We start from the raw sequence: 20,827 nt of genomic DNA on the forward strand, positions 1-20,827 counted from the left end.
GGAGAACCCTCATGGCTTACGTGGATGCTTACGTGCTGCCGTGCCCGCAGGACAAGGTGGCGGCCTACCGCCGCCTTGCCCGCAAGGCCGGTGCGGTGTGGAAGGAGCATGGCGCGCTGCAGTACACCGAATGCGTGGCCGACGATGTGGAACCGGGCAAGAGCACGTCGTTCCCGCGTGCGGTCAAGGCCAAACCCGGTGAAACGGTGATCGTGGCCTTCGTGGTGTTCCGCTCTCGGGCGGCGCGCGACCGCATCAACGCAAAGGTGATGGCCGACCCTAGGCTGGCGTCGCTGGGCCCGAAGGACATGCCGTTCGATACCCGGCGCATGTTCTGGGGCGGCTTCAAGCCCATCGTTGAAGCGTGAGCCACGGCGCTTGTGCGGGCCGGGCGTGCGTGCTGTGATCGCTGCATGCCTGATCCCGCACTGACGCAGCGCTTTGAAACCCTCTGGCGGATGGAGTCGCCGGTGTTGATCGCGCGCCTGGCGCGGTTGCTCGGGGGCGATGTGGGTCGCGCCGAGGAGCTGGCCCAGGACACCTGGCTGGCCGCGCTGGAGCGCTGGCCGGAGCAGGGCATCCCGGACAACCCCGGAGCCTGGCTGATGACCACTGCGCGCAACCGTGCCATCGATGTGCTGCGCCAGCACCAGCGGGTGGCGCAGCAGCATGCGCAGTGGGGCGAGGAACTGCATCCGGCGGCGCTTCCGGCACCGGATGACAGCCAGGCGCTGGAAGATGACCTGGGTGACGATCTGCTGCGGCTGATGTTCGTGGCCTGCCATCCGGTGCTGCCCGCCGATGCGCGGGTGGCGCTGACCCTGCGCCTGCTCGGCGGCCTGACCACCACCGAGATCGCCCGCGGCTTCCTGCAGCCGGAACCGACCATCGCCCAGCGCATCGTGCGCGCCAAGCGCACCCTGGCGCAGAAGCAGGTGCCCTACGAGGTGCCGCGCGCGGAGGCGATGCCCGAGCGCTTGGCCTCGGTGCTGGAGGCGATCTATCTGGTGTTCAACGAAGGCTATGCGGCCAGTGCCGGTGATGACTGGATGCGCCCGGCGCTGTGCGAGGAAGCGCTGCGGCTGGCGCGCATCATGGCGCACCGGTTGCCGGTGCCGCCGGTGCTGGGCCTGCTGGCGTTGATGGAACTGCAGGCCTCGCGCGCGGCCGCGCGGACCGATGCGCACGGTGCGCCCGTGCTGCTGGACCAGCAGAACCGCGCACGCTGGGACTGGCTGCAGATCGAGCGCGGCCAGCAGGCACTGGCACGCGCACTGGCGGCCGGTGGCGGCCGGGACCCGTACGTGCTGCAGGCGCGCATCGCGGCCTGTCATGCCGCCGCACGCCGCGCCGAAGATACCGACTGGGCGCGCATCGCTGCACTGTATGCACAGTTGCTGCAGGTGATGCCGTCGCCGGTCGTGGCCCTCAACCGGGTGGTGGCGGTGTCGCGCAGCGACGGCGCGTTTGCGGCCTGGGCGCTGCTGCAACCTTTGCTGGCCGATGCGCGGTTGCAGGGCTATGCGCCCTTGCAGGTGGTGCGTGGTGACCTGCTGCAGCAGCTGGGCCGGGCCGATGACGCGCGCGCGGCCTTCGCCGCCGCCGCCGCGCTGACCGGCAACGCCCGCGAGCGCGAGCTGCTGCTGTTGCGCGCCCAGCGATCGGAGTCAGCGCTCTCTTCCGACGGGAACGGGATCTGACCCCACGCATGGCGTGGAGTGTCGACCAAGGTCGACACCCAGCAAAGGCGGGGCGCAGCGCTGCCGAATCCCATTACACTCCAGAGAGATTTCCCTGCTGGAGAGAGCAATGAAACGAGTAGTACTGGGCGTGCTGGCCCTGTCGGTGTCGAGCGCACTGATGGCGGCCACGCCGAAATTCGATGGCGCGCGGATCTCCGCCGACGTCAAGGAACTGGCCTCCGACGCCTACGAGGGCCGCTCGCCGGCCACTGCCGGCGAAGAGAAGACCGTCGCCTACCTCAGCAAGCAGTTCGCCGCTGCCGGCCTGCAGCCCGGCGGCGACCTCAAGGACGGCAAGCGCCTGTGGACCCAGGCCGTGCCGCTGCGCAAGGGCGACATCGTCGGCGCCCCGCAGCTGGCCCTGCACCAGGGCAGCAAGACCCTGCCGCTGGAACAGGGCAAGCAGATCGCCGTGCGTGCCGCGATGAATGGCGCCAGCAACGTTGATATCAGCAAGGCGCCACTGGTGTTCCTCGGTTATGGCGTGAAGGCCCCGGAGCGCAACTGGGACGACTTCAAGGGCGTCGACCTGAAGGGCAAGATCGCCGTGGTGCTGATCAACGACCCGGACTTCGAGACCGGGCAGGGTGATTTCGACGGCAAGGGCATGACCTATTACGGCCGTTGGACCTACAAGTACGAGGAAGGCGCACGCCAGGGCGCGCTGGGCGTGCTGATCGTGCACGAGACCGCGCCGGCTTCGTACGGCTGGGCCACCGTGGCCGGCTCCAACACCAACACCATGTTCGACGTGGTGCGCGACAACCCGGCCGAGAGCCATCCGCTGCTGGAAGGCTGGATCCAGCGCGACCTGGCCGTGGAGCTGTTCCGCTCGGCCGGGCAGGACTTCGACGCGCTGAAGAAGAAGGCGCAGCAGCGCGACTTCACCCCGGTGCCGCTGACCGGCGCCAGCCTGGATGCGAAGTACGCGGTGAAGACCGAAGTGATCACCTCGCACAATGTGGCCGCGCGCCTGGAAGGCAGCCGCCATCCGGACGAGACGATCATCTACAGCGCGCACTGGGACCACATCGGTGTGGGCGAGCCGGATGCGCGCGGTGACCGCATCTTCAACGGTGCGCTGGACAATGCCAGCGGTACCGCCTCGCTGGTCGAGCTGGCGCGCGGCTTCGCCAAGGCCAAGCGCCCGCAGCGTTCGGTGCTGTTCCTGGCGGTCACCGCCGAGGAGAAGGGCCTGCTGGGTTCGGAGTACTACGCCACCCATCCGCTGTACCCGCTGGAAAAGACCGTGGCGGTGATCAACATGGACGGCATGGCGCCGTTCGGCCCGTCGCGTGATTTCGGCATCTACGGTGCGGCGCGCTTCGAGTTGCTGGACCAGCTGAAGGACGTGGCCAAGGGCTGGGACATCCGCTACACCCCGGACCCGAAGCCGGAAGCAGGCCTGTTCTTCCGTTCCGATCACTTCCCGTTCGCCAAGCGCGGCGTGCCGGCGCTGTCGTGGTCGGCCGGCCAGGATTGGGTGGACGGCGGCGTGGCCGCGGGCAAGAAGGCCTCGGAAGACTACACCGCCAAGCGCTACCACCAGCAGGGCGACGAATGGCAGCCGGACTGGGTGTTCGCCGGCGCGGCCCGCGACCTGGAAGTGCTGTACACACTGGGCGACCAGCTGGCCAACTCGCGCAGCTGGCCGAACTGGAGCAAGGACGAGTCGTTCCGCGCCGTGCGTGACGCCAGCGCCGACCAGCGCAAGTAAGGGAGGGCGCCGGGTTCGCCCGGCGCCTCCCGGTAGTGCCGGCCGCTGGCCGGGAACCTTGTGATGCTTGCGGAGGTCATGGGGAGCCGGCCAGCGGCCGGCTCTACCAGAACGGCTTCCATCCCCGCTTTCAGGCCCTTCGTCGCAGCCCGCTTGTTTGCCCGGCGGGCCGCCCTATGCTCGGCTCACCCCCTTCCTCCAAGGCGCCGCCGTGTTCGCCAGCCTCTCCCTCATCCTTCGTCACCTGCTCGCCTGGGCCGCGGCACTGTTCGTGGCCGGCATGGTCTGGAGCGGCATCTTCAGCGGCATGAACGACGGCCCCGGTTGGGTGTTCGGGCTGCTGGTGATGTTCCTGATGATCTCCGCGCTGGGCAGTGCGGTGACCCATGTGCGGCGGGTCTGGCTGGTGGCCGGCCGCCTCGATGGCGCCACCCTGTCGGGGCGCCAGCGCCGGCAGATCGAACTGCCGATGGATGCCGGCCATGCGTTCGCGGTGGTCGAGGCGGCCGTGGGCGAACTGCCGCGGGTGGAAGAGGTGGAAAGCTCGGCAGGCAGCCTGCAGGTGCGCGCCTATGTGCGCCGCGTCGATCTGTGGAACGGCCGCCAGCCGTCGCGCTGGAACCTGCCGGCGCGGCTGGCGATCAAGCGCAACAGCGTGCTGGCCACGGTCACCCCGGGCCAGGGCACCAGCACCGTCACCCTGCTGTTCGAGCCCGATGCCGGTTGGTGGGCCGACCTGCTGGCACTGGATGAGGGCAGCAACTACGAAAATGCCGAAGCGGTTACCCGCGCGATCAGCCGGCGGGTTGCCGACCAGCGCCGCGACGAGCAGGCCGCCGCCGAACAGACCCAGGTCGAGAAGGAACTGTCGGTGGCGCGCTTGAACCTGCTGCACGCGCAGGTCGAACCGCATTTCCTCTACAACTCGCTGGCCAATGCCCAGGTGCTGACCCGCACCGACCCGGCGCGTGCCGAGCAGATGCTCGGCCACCTGATCCAGTACCTGCGCAGTTCGCTGCCGCAGGTGGATGAATCGGTATCCACGCTGGGCGTGGAGCTGGAACGCACCCGCGCCTATCTGGAAATCCTGCGCATCCGCATGGGGGCGCGCTTGTCGGTGGAGGTGCAGGTGCCCACTGAACTGCATGGCGTGCACCTGCCGGCGATGGCGCTGCAGACGCTGGTGGAGAACGCCATCAAGCACGGGCTGGAACCGAAGCCTGGCGGTGGCACGATCTGGATCCTGGCGCGCGGCTTCGACGACCACGTCACCGTGACCGTGGCCGACGATGGCCTTGGCTTCGGCCAGGGCACCAGCGGCACCGGCATCGGCCTGAAGAACCTGCGCGAGCGCCTGCGCCTGACCTGCGGTGAGCAGGCCGGCGTGGCGATCGTCGCCAACTTCCCCAGCGGCGTCGCCGCGACCATGACCCTGCCGCAGTCGGGCAAGGAGCGCAGCCATGCCGCTTGAAGCACTGATCGCTGAAGACGAGGAACTGCTGCGGCAATCGCTGGTGGAGCAGCTGGGCCGCCTGTGGCCGGAGCTGAAGCTGGTGGCCGAATGCGAAGACGGCGCCACGGCGCTGGAGCAGCTGGCCGAGAAGCAGCCGGACATCGCCTTCCTCGACATCCGCATGCCCGGCATCAGTGGCATCGAAGTGGCGCGCGCGTTGTCCGAGCTGAGCCCGCGTACCCAGGTGGTGTTCGTGACCGCCTACGATCAATACGCCATCGACGCCTTCGAGCAGGGCGCGATGGATTACCTGCTGAAGCCGGTCAGCGACGAGCGGTTGCTGGCGACCCGCGATCGCATTCTGTCGCGGCTGCCATCGACGCGGCAGGACGATGCCGTGCTGGAGCGCCTGCTGCAGCGATTGGGCCCATCGCAGGCAGGCGCGGAGCGCCCGCCGCTGGCCTGGATCACCGCCAGCAACGGCCGCGAGACGCAGCTGATCATGCTGGAGGACGTGGCCTACTTCCGTGCCGACAACAAGTACACCACCGTGGTCACCGCCGCCGGCGAAAGCCTGCTGCGCACGCCATTGCGCGAGCTGCTGGAAGTGCTCGATCCGCAGCACTTCCGCCAGATCCACCGCTCCACCATCGTCAACATGAAAGCGGTGGCGGCGGTGAGCCGCGACGATACCGGGCGCGGCGTGCTGCGCTTGCGCCAGCGTGCGGAAACCCTGGTGGTCAGCCAACCGTTCATGAGCCTGTTCCGCGGCATGTAACCACACTCTGGAGGCACCATGCGCCTGTTCCTGGTTGCTTGCGTCGCTGCGCTGTCACTGGGCGGCTGCGAGAAATCCAGCACCACCTCGATCACCCGTACCCAGGCCAACGGCGTGGACACGCTGTATAGCAAGGGCACCGTGGTCGAGGGTCAAGCCCGGTTCCAGTGCATCGCCAGCCGCAGCGGCCAGTGCCACTATGTGGTGCTGGACCCGGCCTGCAGCACCGATGCGGCCTGCGCCAAGCCGCCGCTGCGCCGGTTCGCGGTGGCGGTGGGCAAGACCGAAGCGATGCGCGACCTGCCCAAGGGCTTCCGCCAGTGCGTCAGCCAGGACCCGATAGAACAATGCCACCGTGAGTGATCACGGTGGCATTGTGGGTCCCCCCGCTTTCCCGAAGGGTCAGTAGGCTGGCTGCAGCGTCAGGTCGTGGTGATGCTCGTTCTCGCCGACATGGTTGAGGCGTCCGACCAGTTCGGAGTGCTGCTTCATGCGCCCGATCTCGGTCATGATGCGGATGTCCTCATGGCGCAGCTCGCGCCTGGCGGTGACCGCCTGCTTGTAGTCCAGCACTTCCGGATAGTGCTCGGCCAGGTCCAGTGCCTCGGCCACGTGCTCGACGCTGTCGGCCTTGGAACTGATGCGGGCGCGGCTGTTGAAGGCCTTCATCCAGCGCTCGAAGCCGGCCGTGCGGTCGAACATGTTGGCCATGAACCAGATCACGAACAGGATCGAGATCCACGAGCCGAACACCACGACCACGCGGGTGAAGGTGATGTGGTAATCGTCGCGCCACAGGTAGTTGGTGATCAGGCCGAGGATCAGCAGCGAGGCCGCCTGCCAGCCGACGATCGAGGCGATCAGCCACTGGCACTTGGCCTGGGCCAGCACAGCCACTTCATCGCGGATCTGCTGCTCGCTGAGGCTGCGCCAGTGCGCAACCTGTTTTTCGAACGGGCTGCTGTAGAGCTCGTTGTCGCGAAGCAGTAGTCCCAAACCCTTGAACAAAGCAATCATGGCTGGCTCCTTGTGGAACGTGCGTCGATCAGCATTGGACGGTGTGGCGGGTTCAGTTCTAGCACTTCCAGCGAGCCGTGCAATGGGCGAAATGCTTAGCGCGGTAAGGGTTTTGTCTGAATGGGTGAAATTTGCTGCATCGCAGCATCGCGGTCGCAGCCTGCGACAGGATGTCGCAGGGTGAAACGTGCTGCGGCCGCACATGAAACCGCGGCTGAGCATGCAGACCGGCCATCGGCGCGGTGATCGCCCGGAATCGGGCCCGACCGCGCAACCCGGCGGGTGGATGCCGACCCGCGCGCGCTTCCAGCAGCGCGGGTATGCACCGTAGATCCACGCCCTGCGAGCAGGGCGCTACCCGGCCGACCTCAACCCACGCAACAGCAACTCCAGCGCGGCCGTCGCCTGCGCCAGGCGCGCATCGCCATCCTCGCCTTCGGCAATCCAGAACGCCGCCTCGGCCAGGCTGCCGTAGATCAACGACGCCAGCGCCTGCGCATCCACCGGCGTCACCACGCCCTGCGCGATCAACCGTTCGATCAGGCGCTGCATCGACTGCACGCAGTGCCGCTGCGATTCCGGCGAGGCGCCCCCCAGCACCGCGCGCGCATCACGCAGCACGATGCGCTGGATCTCTGGTTCCAGCGCCATCTCCAGGTAGGCGCGGCAGCGCTGCACGAAGCCGTCCCAGGCGTCGTCGGCACTGTCGCTGATCGCCTGCAGGCGCCGATCGGTCTCGGCATCGAGCTGGCCGACTACCGCCGCCAGCAGGCCTTTCTTGTCGCCGAAGTGGTGATAGAGCGCACCCCGGGTCAGCCCGGCCTGGGCGGTCAGGTCATCCATCGAGGTGGCGGCATAGCCGTGCTCGCTGAACACACGGCGGGCGGTGGCCAGCAGGCTGGCGCGGGTTTCTTCCATCTCGGCGCGGGTGCGGCGGACCATCCAGAGCTCCTTACATACGCAGTGCATGATTATTTACATACGGAGCGTATGAATGTAGCCTCTTATTCATACGCCCTGTATGTATTGTCGTGGCGCCCCGTGCGCCAGGCAAGCCGCCGCTCTGGAGATCCTGATGGCCACCCCTTATCGCGACCTGTTCGCTGCGCCCGGCACGGCCGGGCTTGCCCTGGCCGGGTTGCTGGCCCGCCTGCCGCTGCCGATGACCGGCATCGGCATCATCACCCTGCTGTCGCAACTGCGCGGCAGCTATGCGCTGGCCGGTGCGGTGTCGGCCACCTTCGTGCTGACCTACGCGTTGCTGTCGCCGCAGGTGTCGCGCTGGGTCGACCGGTACGGCCAGGCACGGGTGCTGCCGTGGGCCGCCGCGGCCAGCGCGACCGGCCTGCTGTTGCTGCTGGCCTGCACCGTGATGGCGGCGCCGGACGCGATGCTGTTCGGCGCGGCGATGCTGGCCGGCTGCATGCCCAGCGTGTCGGCGATGGTGCGCGCGCGCTGGACCGCGATCCATCGCGGGCGTCCGGCGTTGCAGACCGCGTACTCGCTGGAGACGGTATTCGACGAGGTCACCTTCATCGCCGGGCCACCGCTGTCGGTGGGGCTGGCGGTGGCGGTGTGGCCGCAGGCCGGCGTGCTGGTGGCGGCCCTGCTGCTTGTAGTGGGCGTGGCTGCGCTGGTGCTGCAACGGGGCACCGAGCCGCCGCCGCAATCCCGCGAAGAAGCCGGGTTGCCTTCGCGTTCTCTGCTGCGGCAGGCGGAGATCCGTCTGCTGGCGTTGCTGATGCTGGCGATGGGCGTGATTGTCGGCACCGTCGACATCACCAGCGTGGCGTTCGCCGAGCAGCGCGGGCAGCCGCTGGCAGCCAGTGCGGTGCTCTCGGCCTATGCGCTGGGCAGTTGCGCGGCCGGCCTGCTGTTCGGTGCGTTGAAGCTGCAGGTGCCGATGCCGCGGCTGTTGCTGCTGGGGGCAGCGGCGACCGCCCTGACCACGCTGCCACTGCCGTGGGCCGGCACGCTGCCCGCGTTGGCGGCGGCGGTGCTGCTGGCCGGGCTGTTCTTCGCGCCGACGATGATCGTGGCGATGTCGCTGGTCGAACAGCGCGTGCCCGCATCGCGGCTTACCGAAGGCATGACCTGGCTGCTGGCCGGATTGAACATCGGCGTTGCGCTGGGCGCGGCGCTGTCCGGGTACAGCGTCGATGCCGGTGGCGTGCGCAGCGGCTTCGTGATCGCGCTGGTGGCGGGCGCCGTGGTGCTGCTGGTCGCGCTGCTTGCCTGGCGTGCGCTGCGCAGGCCTGTTCCCTCTCTCTGCGCTGAAGGAGTCGTCCCGTGAGTACTGCTTCGCCTGCGCATGCCGTGCCCCCTGTGCGCCATCCATGGTGGGCCGTCAGCGCGGTTGGCCTGGCCACGTTTTCGGTGGTCACCACCGAGATGCTGCCGGTCGGCCTGCTGACCCCGATCGCCGAGGCGCTCGGCGCATCCACCGGTACCGCCGGCCTGATGATCTCGCTGCCGGCCCTGCTGGCGGCGCTGTTCGCACCGGTGGTGGTGATCGCTGCCGGTGGCATCGATCGTCGTCGCATCCTGTGTGCGTTGCTCGGCCTGCTGACAGTGGCCAACATCGCCTCCGCGCTGGCGCCCAGCATCGGCTGGCTGCTGGCCGCGCGCGTGCTGGTCGGGTTCTGCATGGGCGGCATCTGGGCCATCGCCGGCGGCCTGGCCGCACGCCTGGTGCCCGCGCACCGCATCGGCCTGGCCACCTCGATCATCTTCGGCGGCGTGGCTGCGGCGTCGGTGCTGGGCGTGCCGCTCGGCGCATTGATCGGCGACGCGCTGGGCTGGCGTTGTGCGTTTGCGGCGATGGCGCTGTTCAGTGCGACGATACTGCTGCTGCAGCCTGTGGTGCTTCCCGCGTTGCCGGTGGCGAGGTCGGTTCGGCCGATGCAGTTCGTGCAGCAGCTCGGCCATCGCGGCCTGCGCCAGGGCTTGTGGCTGACCCTGCTGCTGGTGGCCGGGCACTTCATCGCGTTTACCTATGTGCGTCCGCTGTTGATGGACGTATCGGGGGTGCAGGCGTCGTGGATCGGCGGACTGCTGTTTGCCTATGGCGTGGCCGGCATCGTCGGCAACTTCGTTGCCGGGCCACTGGCCGCACGCCATCCGCGTGGCGTGCTGCTGGCCATCGCCTCGGGCCTGCTGCTGACGCCGCTGCTGTTGCTGTGGATGGGCGGCACGCCGGCCGGAGGCATCGCGGTGCTGCTGCTGTGGGGGCTGGCCTACGGCGGTGTCTCGGTCGGCCTGATGAGCTGGATGATGAAGGCGGTGCCGCAGGCGGTTGAAGTTGCTACCGCGCTGTACGTGGGTGTGTTCAACATCGGCATCGCGCTGGGGGCGTGGGCCGGAGGCAGGCTGCTGGACAGCACCGGGCTGCACGCGAATCTGTGGGCTGCGGCGATGTTGGCTGCGAGCGCTCTGCTGATGGTTGCCACCACCCGCAGGTAGATCCACGCCATGGGTGGACTCCTGCCCCGTGCCGACCAAGGTCGGCACCCACCCGGGCCAGGCCGGAAAATGAAACGGGCGCCCTGCGGCGCCCGTTCCGGTTACATCACCACACCTTGACCCGCTTGTCCGGGGCCAGGTACAGCTTCTGGCCTTCCTTCACTTCGAACGCCGGGTACCAGGCGTCGATGTTGCGCACGGTCAGTGCGCGGAACTGGCCCGGTGCATGCACGTCGGTCAGCAGCGAATTGCGCAGTGCCTGCTCGCGGCTCTTGCTGCGCCATGCCTGGGCGAAGCCGAGGAAGAAGCGCTGGTCCGGAGTGAAGCCCTCCAGGGTCTGGCCGGGCTTGCCCTGCAGTGACAGCTGGTAGGCGTCGTAGGCAGTGCCCAGGCCGGCCACGTCGGCGATGTTCTCGCCCAGGGTCAGCTTGCCGTTCACGTGCACGCCCGGGAACGGCTCGTAGCTGCTGAACTGCGCGGCCAGCGCGTCACCGGCGGCATTGAACTGCTTGAGGTCTTCGGCGGTCCACCAGTTATGCAGCTTGCCGGTTTCATCGAACAGCGCGCCGGCGTTGTCGAAGCCATGGCTGATCTCGTGGCCGATCACCGCACCGATCGCGCCGTAGTTCACCGCGTCGTCGGCGGCACCGTCGAAGAACGGCGGCTGCAGGATCGCGGCCGGGAACACCAGGCGGTTTTCCAGCGGCACGTTCATCGCGTTGATGGTCTGCGGCAGCATCGCCCACTCGCTGTGGTCGACCGCCTTGCCCAGCTTGGCGATGTTGCGCTGGTACTCGAACAGCTCGGCGCGCTGTGCGTTGCCCAGCGCGTCATCGCGGCGGATCTCCAGCCCGGTGTAGTCGCGCCACTTTTCCGGATAGCCCATGCCCACGGTCAGGCCGGCAACCTTGGCCTTGGCGTGTGCCTTGGTCTGCGGCGACATCCACGACAGTGCATCGATGCGCTTGGCGAAGGCGGCGATGATGTTCTTCGCCATCTCGTCCGCACGTTCCTTGGTTTTGGCGTCGAAGTGCTTTTCGACGTAACGCTTGCCAATGGCTTCGCCGACCGCATGGTTGGCGTCATCCACGGCCCGCTTCCAGCGGTCGCTCTGCTGCGGCGTGCCGCTCAGCGCGGTGCCATGGAAAGCGAAACGGGCGTCGGCGAACTTCTTCGGCAGATAGGCGGCAGCGCGGTCAAGCGCGTGGAAGGCGAGGTAGTCCTTCCACGCGTCCAGCGGTTCGGTGGCCACCAGCTTTGACAGGCCGGCGACGGCCTTGGGCTGCCACACGATGAAGTCCTGCTGGTTGCCGAGTGCAGCCGCATCGAGGAAGGCGTTCCAGTCCATGCCCGGGGCCTTGGCGTTGAAGTCAGCCTGGGTCCAGGGGTTGGCGCCCTTGGTCACGTCGTTGGTTTCTTCCTGGGTGGCATGCGCCTGCGCGATCTTGGTCTCCAGCGCGAGGATGCGCTGCGCCTTGCCGGCCGGGTCGGCGGCGCCGGCCAGCTGCAGCATCTGCGCGATGTAGGCCTGGTACTGCTTGCGCAGTTCGGCCATGCGGCCGCCGCCCAGGTAGAAGTCACGGTCGGGCATGCCCAGGCCGCCTTGCACCAGATAAGGGGCGGTGCGGTCCGGCTGCAGCATGTCCACCGACACCCAGAGGCCGAACAGGCGGTCGGTATAGAAGTTGGTGGCGTTGAGCAGGTCGACGTCGGCGCGCATGTCGCCGCCAAGGGCGCGGGCCAGCCCGGCCTTGTCGGCGATCGCATCGATGGCCTTCAGCTGCGGCTGCACCGGCGCGATGCCGTGCTGCTCGATGGCGGCTTCGTCCATGTAGGCGGCGTAGTAGTCGCCGATCAGCTTGTCGTCGCCGCTGGCCTGGGCGTTGCCGGCGGCGCCTTCGAGGATGGCGCGGGTGTCGGCCAGGGTCTTCTCGGCGATGACGTTGAAGCTGCCGAACCGCGAACGGTCGGCCGGAATCTCGGTGTTCTTCACCCACGTACCGTTGGCGAAGCCGAAGAAATCGTCGCCGGCGGCGATGCTGCGGTCCATGCCGCTGGCATCGAAGCCGAAGCTGCCCAGCATCGGCTTGGCTGCGGCAGGCGCCGCATCGGCCGGCGCAGCGGTGCCGGCGGCCGGATCGGCCGGGCGGTCGCAGGCGGCCAGGGACAGGCTGGCGATGATGGCCAGTGCCAGGGTAGGACGGCGCAGCTTGGACATGGACTTCTCTTGCAGCGGAAAACCCCAAGTCTAATCCGCTCCGGCCCGCCTGGCCGTCCCGTTGTGCCGCCTGTCCTGTGCAGGATCTGGCTGAACGCGCCGATGCGATCTTCACGCCGTCATCGGGGTGGTGCATGCTGGTCCCGGGAGCCCTGCGCGGTCACGGGGAGGTGGCCATGCGGGGTTGGGTCAGGCGTCAAGAATGGCGTCCGCCGGCCGTTGAGGTCGGGGACGTGGAGGATTCGTTCGCGCATGAAGCCAGCCGACTGCACAAGGAAGATCGACCGATGCCCGCACTGAAGCGGGCGTTGGCCCGGCCACTGCGCGCCATTACCTGGGGCGGCGTGCTGCTGGGCGTGCTGCTGGTGGCGGGCCTGGCCACCATGCTGGTCAACGACCACCAGCGCCGGCTGGAGGCCGCGCAACGCCAGAGCCGCGCGTTGGCGGTGGGCAGTGAACGCCTGCTGGCGCTGGAGCTGCGCAACCTGGAGCGGGCGATGTCCGGCATCGCCGCCGATGCCGTGGAGCTGTTCCGCAGCGTGCCGGTGCAGGCACCGGCGTTGCTGGACGCTGCCATCGGTGGCGTGCTGCGGCGCCATGCCGAACTGCACAGCATCGTCGTGCTCGATAGCTACGGCCGAGCGCTGACCGCCGGCCAGGGCGACCTGCAGCTGCCGCTGTGGACCGACCCGCAGCGCCGTGGCCAGGGCAGCGCGCTGTACATCGGCCCGCCGCAGCGGGCCGGCGATGGCGGCTGGGTGGTACCGCTGGCGCTGCCGATGGCCGGCGACCGCTGGTTGCTGGCACGGCTGCGCTGTGGCGAACTGCAGCGCATCGTCGGTGGCCTCGATGTCGGCCCCAATGGACTGGTCTCGATCAGCGACGCCGACGGCTACATGCTGGCCCGCGTGCCGGACCCGCATGGCACGGTCGGCCGCCGCTACGACCTGCCGCGCCGCGACCTGCTCGGCAAGCAGGCGGTGGTCGAGCTGGGCAGCCTGCCGGGCGCGGTCGATGGCGTGCCGCGCATCATCACCATCAGTACGCTGGAGCGCAGCCCGCTGGCGGTGCAGGTCGGGCTGGCCGACGAGGACGTGCTGGCGCCATGGTGGCCCTACCTGCAGGCCTCGGTGGCGATCGTGCTGGCCTACATCGCGGTATTGCTGGCGCTGCTGTATGCCGTGCGCCGCAGCACCCGCCGCCAGCAGTCGATGGCCGAGGAACTGAAAGCCGGCCATGCCGAACTGCGCCTGGCGCACCAGGTCGGCCGTGTCTGCACCTGGTACGTGGACGAGGATGCCGCACTGCTCCGCTGGTCGCCGCTGGCGCGCGAGATCTTCGGCGTGCAGACCGATGCCTTGCCGGTCGCCGATTTCTTTGCGCGCGTGCACCGCGACGATGCCGCGCGCCTGCAGCAGGCCTTCGACCAGGCCTTCGCCGGTGGCGCGGTGCTCGACCAGGTGTTCCGCCTGGTGCTGCCCGGTGGCGAGGTGCGCTGGGTCGGCGCGCGCGGGCAGCGGGTGGAGGTGGACGACAGCGAGCGGCGCATGATCGGTGCGCTGACCGACCTGAGCGAGCGCTACCAGGCGCGCGAACAGATGAGCGAAGTGGAACGCCGCTTCCGCCTGCTGTTCGACCGCAACCCGGCGCCGTTCTGGGTGTTCGACCCGGACACGCTGCGCTTCATCGAGGTCAACGATGCCGCGGTGCGCCAGTACGGCTACAGCCGCGAGGAATTCCTGGCGATGAGCATCCTCGACATCCGCCCGCGCGAAGGCTGGGACGAGGTGAAGGGGGCGATCGCCAAAGCCCGCGTGGGCGAACTGCAGGACGCCACCGTGCGCCTGCACCGGCGCAAGGACGGCAGTGTGTTCGAAGTCCGCACGCACCTGTCCAAGCTGGACTTCGATGGCCAGCCCGCGTGCCTGGTGCTGGCCGAGGATGTCAGCGAGCGGCTGGCCTACGAGCGCGACCTGGCCTACCAGGCGCGGCACAACCCGGCCACCGGCCTGCTCAACGTACGCGCGCTGACCGGACAGCTGGACGAGCAGGACGCGGGTTACACCATCGCCTTCGTGCAGTTGCGTGGCCTGCAGCTGGTGGCCGATACGCTGGGCCGCGAGATCGGCGATGCGGTGCTGCAGTCGATGGCGACGCGGCTGGGTGGGCTGGGCGCGCGCTGCGGCACGCTGGCGTTCCAGCCAGCGGAGGACTTCGTGTTCGCCATCGGTACCGGCCACGATACCCAGCGCGTGCTGGATGATCTACTGCAGATCGTGTCGGCGCCGATGCGGGGCAAGGATTCGCTGCACCAGTTCGAGCCACGCATCGGCGTGGCCGTGCATGTGCCCGGTGACGGCTACTCCGCCGAGCAGGTGATCGGCATGGCCGCGCAGGCGGCCCACGCAGCGCGTGCGGAAGGCAACGTGGTGGTGTGGTTCGACGCGGCGGTGACCACGCGGCTGGCCGACCGCCTGCGCCTGGCCGGGCGCATCCATGCCGCCATCGACAACGAATTCCAGCTGTACTTCCAGCCGATCCGGCATGCCGGCGATGGCAGCCCGGCCGCGCTGGAGGCCCTGCTGCGCTGGCCGCAGGCCGATGGCAGCTTCATCCCGCCCAACGAGTTCATCCAGCTGTGCGAGGAGACCGGGCTGATCCTGGCGCTGGGCCGCTGGGTGATCCGCGCGGCGGCGAAGGCGCAGCGCCGGCTGGTCGAGGCCGGCTGGGGCGAGTTGCCGATCGCGGTGAATGTCTCCGCCGTGCAGTTCTTCAACAGTGACCTGGTGGCCGAGTTCACCCGCGCCCAGCAGGAGTTCGGGCTGGCCCGCGGTGCGCTGCACGTGGAGCTGACCGAGAGCAGCCTGATGCGCAAGCCGGCGCAGGCGATGCAGACCATGCAGCGCCTGCACGAGCAGGGCATCAGCGTGTCGCTGGATGACTTCGGCACCGGTTACTCCAGCATGTCCTACCTGCAGCACCTGCCGCTGGACATCCTGAAGATCGACCGCAGCTTCGTGGCGGACGTGGAAACCAACCCGCGCAATGCGTCGATCTGCCGCGCGCTGCTGTCGCTGGGCCACAGCATGGGGCTGACCATCATCGCCGAAGGCGTGGAGACGCCGGGGCAGCTGGACTGGCTGGCCGCACACGGCTGCGACCAGGTGCAGGGCTACCTGCTGGGTCGGCCGGCGCCGCTGGAGCAGATCATCGACGCGCTGGATGAAGTCCCCGCCTGAGCGGCTTTCGCATCTGCCGGCCAGCGGCCGGCACTACCGGTCGGGTCGTGCCGGCCGCTGGCCGGCAAACGCAAGACCGAACCATGACGGTAGTGCCGGCCGCTGGCCGGCAAACGCCAGGCCGAACCATGACGGTAGTGCCGGCCGCTGGCCGGCAAACGCCAGACTCGGCTACACCCCGGCCTCCACCAGGTGGTCGATGAAGCTGCGTACCTTCGGTGCCAGGTGGCTGCGGCTGGTATAGACCGCGAAAATGCCGATCGGCGAGGCCTCCCACTCCGGCAGCACGCGCACCAGGCGGCCATCGGCCAGCGCGTCTTCCAGCAGGAAATCCGGCTGCAGGATCACGCCCATGCCGGCAATCGCCGCTTCGCGCAGCACATCGCCGTTGTTGGCGTGCAGCAGGCTGCTCACCGCTACCTTCGCTTCGCCGCCGGGCCCCTGCAGCGGCCAGTGATCGCCAGCGGCCCAGTAGCTGTAGCTCAGGCACGCGTGTGCCGGCAGATCCTGCGGGGTCTGCGGTGTGCCACGCGCGGCCAGGTAGGACGGTGCGGCACACAGGCTCACCCGCGATTGGCCCAGGCGACGCGCGATCAGCGTCGGGCCAGGTTCGCGGGTGATGCGGATGGCCACGTCGTAGCCTTCCTCGACCATGTCCACCAGCCGGTCGGACAGGGCCAGGTCCAGCTCCACCTGCGGGAAGCGTTCGCGGTAGCTGGCCAGCAAGGGCCCGAGGCGGGCGATGCCCCAGCTGACCGGTGCGTTGATGCGCAGCGTGCCCGACGGTTCCAGCGCCTGCGCGCCGATGCTGGCTTCCAGCGCATCGAATTCGGCCAGCAGGCGCACGCACTGGGCGTAATAGGCCGCGCCGGCACTGGTCGGGCTGACCCGGCGCGTGGTGCGGTGGAGCAGGCGGGTGGACAGGCGCTTCTCCAGCGCGGCGACCTGGCGGGTCACCCCGGCGGTTGACAGGTCCAGCGCCTGGGCGGCGGCACTGAAGCCATTGCGCTCGACCACGGCCACGAACACGCGCATCGCCTCAAGGGTGTCCATTGTTGCGCCTTTTGAAATAAATACGGTCAAACGATCGTATTTATCAGTCCGTGAAGGCGCAATAACCTGTGCCTACTCCCTTCAAGGTGCTTTCCGATGCACACCACGACCGCTCCTGTTTCGCCGCTGGCCCCGTACGGCGCCACCCTGCTGCGCCTGGCCCTGGGCGTGCTGTTCCTGGTCCATGCGCTGACCAAGCTGCTGGTGTTCACCCCGGCCGGTACGGCGGCGTTCTTTGAGTCGCTGGGCCTGCCCGGCGTGCTCGGTTACCTCACCATCGGCGTCGAACTGGTGATCACTGCCGCGCTGCTGCTGGGCATCTACGCGCGCTGGGTCGGCCTGGTCGGCGTGCCGCTGCTGCTGGGCACCATCGTCACCGTGCACGGCGCCAATGGCTTCGGTTTCGCCAATGCCGGCGGCGGCTGGGAATACCCGGCGTTCTGGGCGCTGGCGCTGGTGGTGCTGTTCCTGGTCGGCGATGGCAAGTGGACCCTGCGTTCGCGCTGATCGCCGCCTGACCCTGCAACTGGAGAATTCCATGTCCCGCCTGCCTTCGTTGTACATCTCGCATGGTTCGCCGATGACTGCCCTGCATCCGGGCCAGGTCGGCGTGCGCCTGGCCGAGCTGGCGCAGGACCTGCCGACGCCGCGCGCCATCGTGATGGCCTCGGCGCACTGGCTGGGCCGGCAGCCGCTGGTCGGTGCGCATCCGCAGCCGCCTACGATCCACGACTTCGGTGGCTTCCCGCGCGCGTTGTTTGAACTGCAGTACCCGGCGCCGGGTGATCCGGCGCTGGCCGAAGAGGTGGCCGACCGCATCGCCGCCGCCGGCCTGCCGGTGGCCCTCGACCCGCAGCGCGGCCTCGATCACGGCGCGTGGGTGCCGCTGCGCTTGCTGCGCCCGCAGGCCGACATCCCGGTGGTGCCGGTGTCGATCCAGCCGCTGCTCGGCCCCGAGCACCAGTTTGCGCTGGGCCGCGCGCTGGCGCCGCTGCGCGAGCAGGGCGTGCTGCTGGTCGGCTCGGGCAGCATTACCCACAACCTGCACGACTGGGGCGACTACCAGGACGGCAAGGAAGCGCCGTACGTGCGGCCCTTCATCGAGTGGGTGGAACAGCGCCTGGCCACCGATGATCGCCAGGCCCTGTTCGACTACCGCAGGCAGGCGCCGTTCGCCGACCGCGCGCACCCGACCGACGAGCACCTGTTGCCGCTGTTCTTCGCGATGGGCGCGGCGGGCGAGGGCGGCTTCGGTGCCCAGCGCATCGATGCTGGTATCGATGCCGGATTCCTGGCCATGGACCTGTATCGCTTCGACGGGGCATGAGCCGGGGCTGACGCGCGACGGCCGCGTTGGTCGCGGCCGCGGCGGCGTGTGGTAGCTTTTCCCGGGTTTCCGGCGCTGGCTCCCGAGCCTCCCCGCGCGCCGCTTCCTGGAAGAAGCATGCATACCATCGAAGTCGTCCTGGCGATGCTGGTGGCCGTTGTCGCCAGCGGCTACCTGGTTCGCGTCCTGCCGTTCTCGTTGCCGCTGCCACTGGTGCAGATCGGCCTGGGCGCGGTGATCGCCGGGGTGTTCAACCGAGGCCACGCGCTGGAGCCGGAAGTGTTCTTCCTGCTGTTCCTGCCGCCGCTGCTGTTCCTCGATGGCTGGCGCATTCCCAAGCAGGGCCTGTTCCGCGACAAGGGCGCGATCCTCGAACTGGCGTTCGGCCTGGTGGTGTTCACCGTCATCGGCGCCGGGTTCCTGATCCACTGGCTGATCCCGGTGATGCCGCTGGCGGTGTGCTTCGCGCTGGCGGCGATCGTGTCGCCCACCGATCCGGTGGCGGTCGGTGCGATCGCCTCCAAGGCGCCGATTCCCAAGCGCCTGATGCACATCCTGGAAGGCGAGTCGCTGCTCAACGATGCGTCCGGCCTGGTCTGCTTCCGCTTCGCGGTGGCGGCGGTGATGACCGGCACGTTCTCGCTGGCCACCGCCTCGCTGACCTTCGTGTGGGTGGCGGTGGCCGGCCTGGCAGTGGGCGTTGCGGTCACCCTGGGCGTATCGACCTTCCAGCGCTGGCTGTGGCGCCGCTTCGGCGAAGAGCCGGGCGCGGCGATGCTGGTCAACCTGCTGATCCCCTTCGCCGCCTACCTGCTGGCCGAAGAGATCCATGCGTCGGGCATCCTCGCCGCGGTCGCCGCCGGTATCGCGATGAGCTACGTGGAGCTGACCGGTCGCGTCTCCGGCAGCATGCGCGTGCAGCGTGCCGGGGTCTGGAACATGCTGCAGTTCAGCTTCAACGGCATCATGTTCGTGCTGCTGGGCGAGCAGCTGCCGGGCATCGTCGAGCGCGCGACCACCACCATGAACGAGAGCGGCCACCAGAGTGCGTGGTGGCTGCTGGTGTACGTGGTGGTGATCAACCTGGCGCTGATCACGCTGCGCCTGCTGTGGGTGTGGCTGTCGCTGCGCTGGAACCTGCTGCGCGCACGCCGCCGCGGCCTGGAGCGGGGCGAGGCGCCGAACTGGCGCATCGTGGTCGCGACCTCGGTGGCCGGCGTGCGCGGTGCGATCACCCTGGCCGGTGTGCTGACCCTGCCGCTGTTCCTGCCCGATGGCAGCGCGTTCCCGGCCCGCGACCTGGTGATCTTCCTGGCCGCGTCGGTGATCCTGTTCTCGCTGCTGGGCGCCAGCATCGCGCTGCCCCAGCTGTTGAAGGGCCTGCAGCTGCCGGCCGATTCGGGCGAACGAAAGGAAGAGGATCTGGCACGCCGGCTGTCGTCGAAAGCGGCGCTGGCTGGGGTCGAGCGCATGCGCCAGCAGATGGTGATGAACCAGAACACCGAGAACGTGCAGCTGTACAACGACGCCGCTTCGCGGGTGAGCCTGCTGTACCAGCGGCACCTGGAAAAGGACAGTGACGGCCCCGACGTGGACCCGGACAAGGTACGCCGCATGGAACAGGGCTATCGCCAGCTGCGCAGCGCCGGCCTCAATGCCGAGCGCGAGGAACTGTTCCGGCTGACCCGGCGCGGGGTGATCTCCGACGAAATCTCGCGGCGCCTGATCCGCAACCTGGACCTGCTGGAATCGCGCAAGCGCGAATGACCCTGAAATGTAGAGTCGAGCCATGCTCGACTGCTCTTCTGGTGCAAAGAGCAGTCGAGCATGGCTCGACTCTACAAGATCCGGTTACTCCGGCTTCGTTTCCAGGAAATACGCCTCGACCTTGCCCTTGACCTTGATGGTCATCGGGTTGCCGCGGCGGTCGCGGGCCTTGCCGGCCTGCACGCGGATCCAGCCTTCGCTGACCGAGTATTCCTCGACGTTGTCGCGCTCGACGTCGTTGAAACGCACGCCCACGCCGCGCTCCAGCGCCTGCGCATCATGGAAGGGGCTGGCCGGATTGATCGCCAGGTGGTCGGGAGGGGTATCGCTCATCGCTTCATTCACAGTGACGGCCACCAAGGCCGGCTTCAGTGGCACAGGATAAACCGTAGAATGCCGGCCTGCCCCAGAGGAAGTTCCGCCATGCCCGACAACAGCGACTATTTCGACTTCGAGGAAGACATCCACGACTTCGACGAGGAGGGCTTCGAGGCGCGGGTCTGGAACCTGCTGGTGCTGATCAACCCGGGCGATGAGGAGCTGGCGCTGCAGCAGTTCAACCGCTGGCGCGAGCAGCTGGCCGAGGACGGCCAGCCGCTGGAAGCGGACAGCGACTGGCTGCCGGCGCTGTTCACGGCCATCGCCTGGCAGTCCGGTTTCGAGGTGGAACGCGACGACCTGGAATCGCTGCAGTCGGCAGTGAACGAGCTGTCGGCGCGCTTCAACCTGCAGCTGGACTGGGGTGGCGACCTCGACGACGAGGACTTCGCCGAAGGCCTGGACGGCGTGCAGCTGATGTCCACCGCCTTCGACCGCCTGCGCGAGCACAACTACACGCTGTGGAGCGTGGATGCTGGCAGCGACGGCTTCAGCGGCGTGATGGCGCTGACCCGCGACGATGACGCGATGTTGGCGCTGTGCTCGCTGCTGAACGTGGAAATCCGGCTGGGCAGCGACCCGTTCTGAGCGGGGGAGGTGGGGGCGGAGCCCGCCTATGGGTGGATGCCAACCTTGGTCGGCATGCCCTGTGCCTGATGTGCGGACCAAGGTCCGC

18 protein-coding genes are annotated in these 20,827 nt (G+C 68.5%); 13 read left to right on the forward strand and 5 right to left on the reverse strand.

Annotation, left to right across the window (positions count from 1 at the left end):
- Positions 1–11: 11 nt before the first annotated feature.
- The 6 genes from N5C18_RS08385 to N5C18_RS08410 all read left to right on the forward strand — a co-directional run bounded on the left by N5C18_RS08385 (position 12) and on the right by N5C18_RS08410 (position 6,053).
- On the forward strand, positions 12–368 hold the full coding sequence (locus tag N5C18_RS08385; RefSeq protein WP_279944278.1) for a DUF1428 domain-containing protein: 357 nt from the start codon (positions 12–14) through the stop codon (positions 366–368).
- A 45-nt stretch (positions 369–413) separates the two neighbouring features.
- Positions 414–1,700 carry a sigma-70 family RNA polymerase sigma factor gene (locus tag N5C18_RS08390; protein WP_279944280.1) on the forward strand — a complete coding sequence of 429 codons (1,287 nt, stop codon included), beginning with the start codon at positions 414–416 and terminating at the stop codon, positions 1,698–1,700.
- A gap of 109 nt (positions 1,701–1,809) precedes the next feature.
- Positions 1,810–3,459: a M28 family metallopeptidase gene (locus N5C18_RS08395; RefSeq protein ID WP_279944282.1), complete on the forward strand. Its 1,650-nt coding sequence runs from the start codon at positions 1,810–1,812 to the stop codon at positions 3,457–3,459.
- A gap of 211 nt (positions 3,460–3,670) precedes the next feature.
- Positions 3,671–4,930: a histidine kinase gene (locus tag N5C18_RS08400; protein WP_053448654.1), complete on the forward strand. Its 1,260-nt coding sequence runs from the start codon at positions 3,671–3,673 to the stop codon at positions 4,928–4,930.
- Positions 4,920–5,690, forward strand: coding sequence for a LytTR family DNA-binding domain-containing protein (locus N5C18_RS08405; protein ID WP_279944284.1), 771 nt, complete (start codon positions 4,920–4,922; stop codon positions 5,688–5,690). Before N5C18_RS08400 ends, N5C18_RS08405 begins: the two co-directional genes overlap by 11 nt.
- Positions 5,691–5,708: 18 nt before the next feature.
- Positions 5,709–6,053, forward strand: a complete 345-nt coding sequence (locus N5C18_RS08410) for a hypothetical protein (protein ID WP_279944287.1) — start codon at positions 5,709–5,711, stop codon at positions 6,051–6,053.
- A 39-nt stretch (positions 6,054–6,092) separates the two neighbouring features.
- Here N5C18_RS08410 and N5C18_RS08415 read toward each other — a convergent pair whose 3' ends face one another.
- Together N5C18_RS08415 and N5C18_RS08420 are read right to left on the reverse strand one after the other, a co-directional pair.
- Entirely contained in the window at positions 6,093–6,707 is a 615-nt protein-coding gene (locus N5C18_RS08415; protein ID WP_004153965.1) for a hypothetical protein, read from the reverse strand.
- A 354-nt stretch (positions 6,708–7,061) separates the two neighbouring features.
- On the reverse strand, positions 7,062–7,649 hold the full coding sequence (locus N5C18_RS08420) for a TetR family transcriptional regulator (protein ID WP_279944288.1): 588 nt from the start codon (positions 7,647–7,649) through the stop codon (positions 7,062–7,064).
- Between the two features lie 133 nt (positions 7,650–7,782).
- Here N5C18_RS08420 and N5C18_RS08425 point away from each other — a divergent pair, with 133 nt between their 5' ends.
- Positions 7,783–9,000 (forward strand): MFS transporter, encoded by a 1,218-nt coding sequence (locus N5C18_RS08425; protein WP_279944289.1) that lies wholly within the window; start codon positions 7,783–7,785, stop codon positions 8,998–9,000.
- Positions 8,997–10,169: an MFS transporter gene (locus N5C18_RS08430; RefSeq protein WP_279944290.1), complete on the forward strand. Its 1,173-nt coding sequence runs from the start codon at positions 8,997–8,999 to the stop codon at positions 10,167–10,169. The genes N5C18_RS08425 and N5C18_RS08430 overlap by 4 nt, the downstream gene beginning before the upstream one ends.
- A gap of 106 nt (positions 10,170–10,275) precedes the next feature.
- Here the strand turns inward: N5C18_RS08430 and N5C18_RS08435 are convergent, their stop codons facing one another.
- Positions 10,276–12,387: a M13 family metallopeptidase gene (locus N5C18_RS08435; protein ID WP_164242048.1), complete on the reverse strand. Its 2,112-nt coding sequence runs from the start codon at positions 12,385–12,387 to the stop codon at positions 10,276–10,278.
- Between the two features lie 176 nt (positions 12,388–12,563).
- Between N5C18_RS08435 and N5C18_RS08440 the strand changes: the two genes are divergently transcribed.
- A complete protein-coding gene (locus tag N5C18_RS08440; RefSeq protein ID WP_279944291.1) occupies positions 12,564–15,626 on the forward strand; it encodes an EAL domain-containing protein in 3,063 nt (1,020 codons plus the stop codon).
- Positions 15,627–15,797: 171 nt separating this feature from the next.
- Here the strand turns inward: N5C18_RS08440 and N5C18_RS08445 are convergent, their stop codons facing one another.
- Positions 15,798–16,679, reverse strand: coding sequence for a LysR family transcriptional regulator (locus N5C18_RS08445; protein WP_279944293.1), 882 nt, complete (start codon positions 16,677–16,679; stop codon positions 15,798–15,800).
- A gap of 96 nt (positions 16,680–16,775) precedes the next feature.
- Between N5C18_RS08445 and N5C18_RS08450 the strand changes: the two genes are divergently transcribed.
- The 3 genes from N5C18_RS08450 to N5C18_RS08460 all read left to right on the forward strand — a co-directional run bounded on the left by N5C18_RS08450 (position 16,776) and on the right by N5C18_RS08460 (position 19,773).
- Positions 16,776–17,186 carry a DoxX family protein gene (locus N5C18_RS08450; protein ID WP_032128753.1) on the forward strand — a complete coding sequence of 137 codons (411 nt, stop codon included), beginning with the start codon at positions 16,776–16,778 and terminating at the stop codon, positions 17,184–17,186.
- A 31-nt stretch (positions 17,187–17,217) separates the two neighbouring features.
- The gene (locus N5C18_RS08455) at positions 17,218–18,006 is read left to right on the forward strand and encodes a class III extradiol ring-cleavage dioxygenase (RefSeq protein ID WP_279944295.1); all 789 of its coding nucleotides are present in this window, start codon (positions 17,218–17,220) and stop codon (positions 18,004–18,006) included.
- Positions 18,007–18,123: 117 nt separating this feature from the next.
- Positions 18,124–19,773, forward strand: a complete 1,650-nt coding sequence (locus N5C18_RS08460; RefSeq protein ID WP_279944296.1) for a Na+/H+ antiporter — start codon at positions 18,124–18,126, stop codon at positions 19,771–19,773.
- Positions 19,774–19,857: 84 nt separating this feature from the next.
- On the opposite strand, the gene N5C18_RS08465 is transcribed toward N5C18_RS08460, so the two are convergent.
- On the reverse strand, positions 19,858–20,106 hold the full coding sequence (locus N5C18_RS08465; protein WP_012509930.1) for a DUF3297 family protein: 249 nt from the start codon (positions 20,104–20,106) through the stop codon (positions 19,858–19,860).
- A gap of 90 nt (positions 20,107–20,196) precedes the next feature.
- Between N5C18_RS08465 and N5C18_RS08470 the strand changes: the two genes are divergently transcribed.
- Positions 20,197–20,739: a hypothetical protein gene (locus N5C18_RS08470; RefSeq protein ID WP_053509770.1), complete on the forward strand. Its 543-nt coding sequence runs from the start codon at positions 20,197–20,199 to the stop codon at positions 20,737–20,739.
- The last annotated feature ends 88 nt before the right edge of the window (positions 20,740–20,827 follow it).

Source organism: Stenotrophomonas sp. GD03930 (assembly GCF_029839665.1).
Classification (GTDB): domain Bacteria; phylum Pseudomonadota; class Gammaproteobacteria; order Xanthomonadales; family Xanthomonadaceae; genus Stenotrophomonas; species Stenotrophomonas forensis.

What these genes read in the sequence shown, in the direction of transcription:
- N5C18_RS08390 (WP_279944280.1), top strand. Translation starts at nt 414, where the DNA reads ATGCCTGATCCCGCACTGACGCAGCGCTTTGAAACCCTCTGGCGGATG.
- N5C18_RS08460 (WP_279944296.1), top strand. Translation starts at nt 18,124, where the DNA reads ATGCATACCATCGAAGTCGTCCTGGCGATGCTGGTGGCCGTTGTCGCC.
- N5C18_RS08410 (WP_279944287.1), top strand. Translation starts at nt 5,709, where the DNA reads ATGCGCCTGTTCCTGGTTGCTTGCGTCGCTGCGCTGTCACTGGGCGGC.
- N5C18_RS08420 (WP_279944288.1), bottom strand. Translation starts at nt 7,649, where the DNA reads ATGGTCCGCCGCACCCGCGCCGAGATGGAAGAAACCCGCGCCAGCCTG.
- N5C18_RS08415 (WP_004153965.1), bottom strand. Translation starts at nt 6,707, where the DNA reads ATGATTGCTTTGTTCAAGGGTTTGGGACTACTGCTTCGCGACAACGAG.
- N5C18_RS08405 (WP_279944284.1), top strand. Translation starts at nt 4,920, where the DNA reads ATGCCGCTTGAAGCACTGATCGCTGAAGACGAGGAACTGCTGCGGCAA.
- N5C18_RS08470 (WP_053509770.1), top strand. Translation starts at nt 20,197, where the DNA reads ATGCCCGACAACAGCGACTATTTCGACTTCGAGGAAGACATCCACGAC.
- N5C18_RS08455 (WP_279944295.1), top strand. Translation starts at nt 17,218, where the DNA reads ATGTCCCGCCTGCCTTCGTTGTACATCTCGCATGGTTCGCCGATGACT.
- N5C18_RS08450 (WP_032128753.1), top strand. Translation starts at nt 16,776, where the DNA reads ATGCACACCACGACCGCTCCTGTTTCGCCGCTGGCCCCGTACGGCGCC.
- N5C18_RS08425 (WP_279944289.1), top strand. Translation starts at nt 7,783, where the DNA reads ATGGCCACCCCTTATCGCGACCTGTTCGCTGCGCCCGGCACGGCCGGG.
- N5C18_RS08440 (WP_279944291.1), top strand. Translation starts at nt 12,564, where the DNA reads ATGCGGGGTTGGGTCAGGCGTCAAGAATGGCGTCCGCCGGCCGTTGAG.
- N5C18_RS08395 (WP_279944282.1), top strand. Translation starts at nt 1,810, where the DNA reads ATGAAACGAGTAGTACTGGGCGTGCTGGCCCTGTCGGTGTCGAGCGCA.
- N5C18_RS08435 (WP_164242048.1), bottom strand. Translation starts at nt 12,387, where the DNA reads ATGTCCAAGCTGCGCCGTCCTACCCTGGCACTGGCCATCATCGCCAGC.
- N5C18_RS08465 (WP_012509930.1), bottom strand. Translation starts at nt 20,106, where the DNA reads ATGAGCGATACCCCTCCCGACCACCTGGCGATCAATCCGGCCAGCCCC.
- N5C18_RS08445 (WP_279944293.1), bottom strand. Translation starts at nt 16,679, where the DNA reads ATGGACACCCTTGAGGCGATGCGCGTGTTCGTGGCCGTGGTCGAGCGC.
- N5C18_RS08385 (WP_279944278.1), top strand. Translation starts at nt 12, where the DNA reads ATGGCTTACGTGGATGCTTACGTGCTGCCGTGCCCGCAGGACAAGGTG.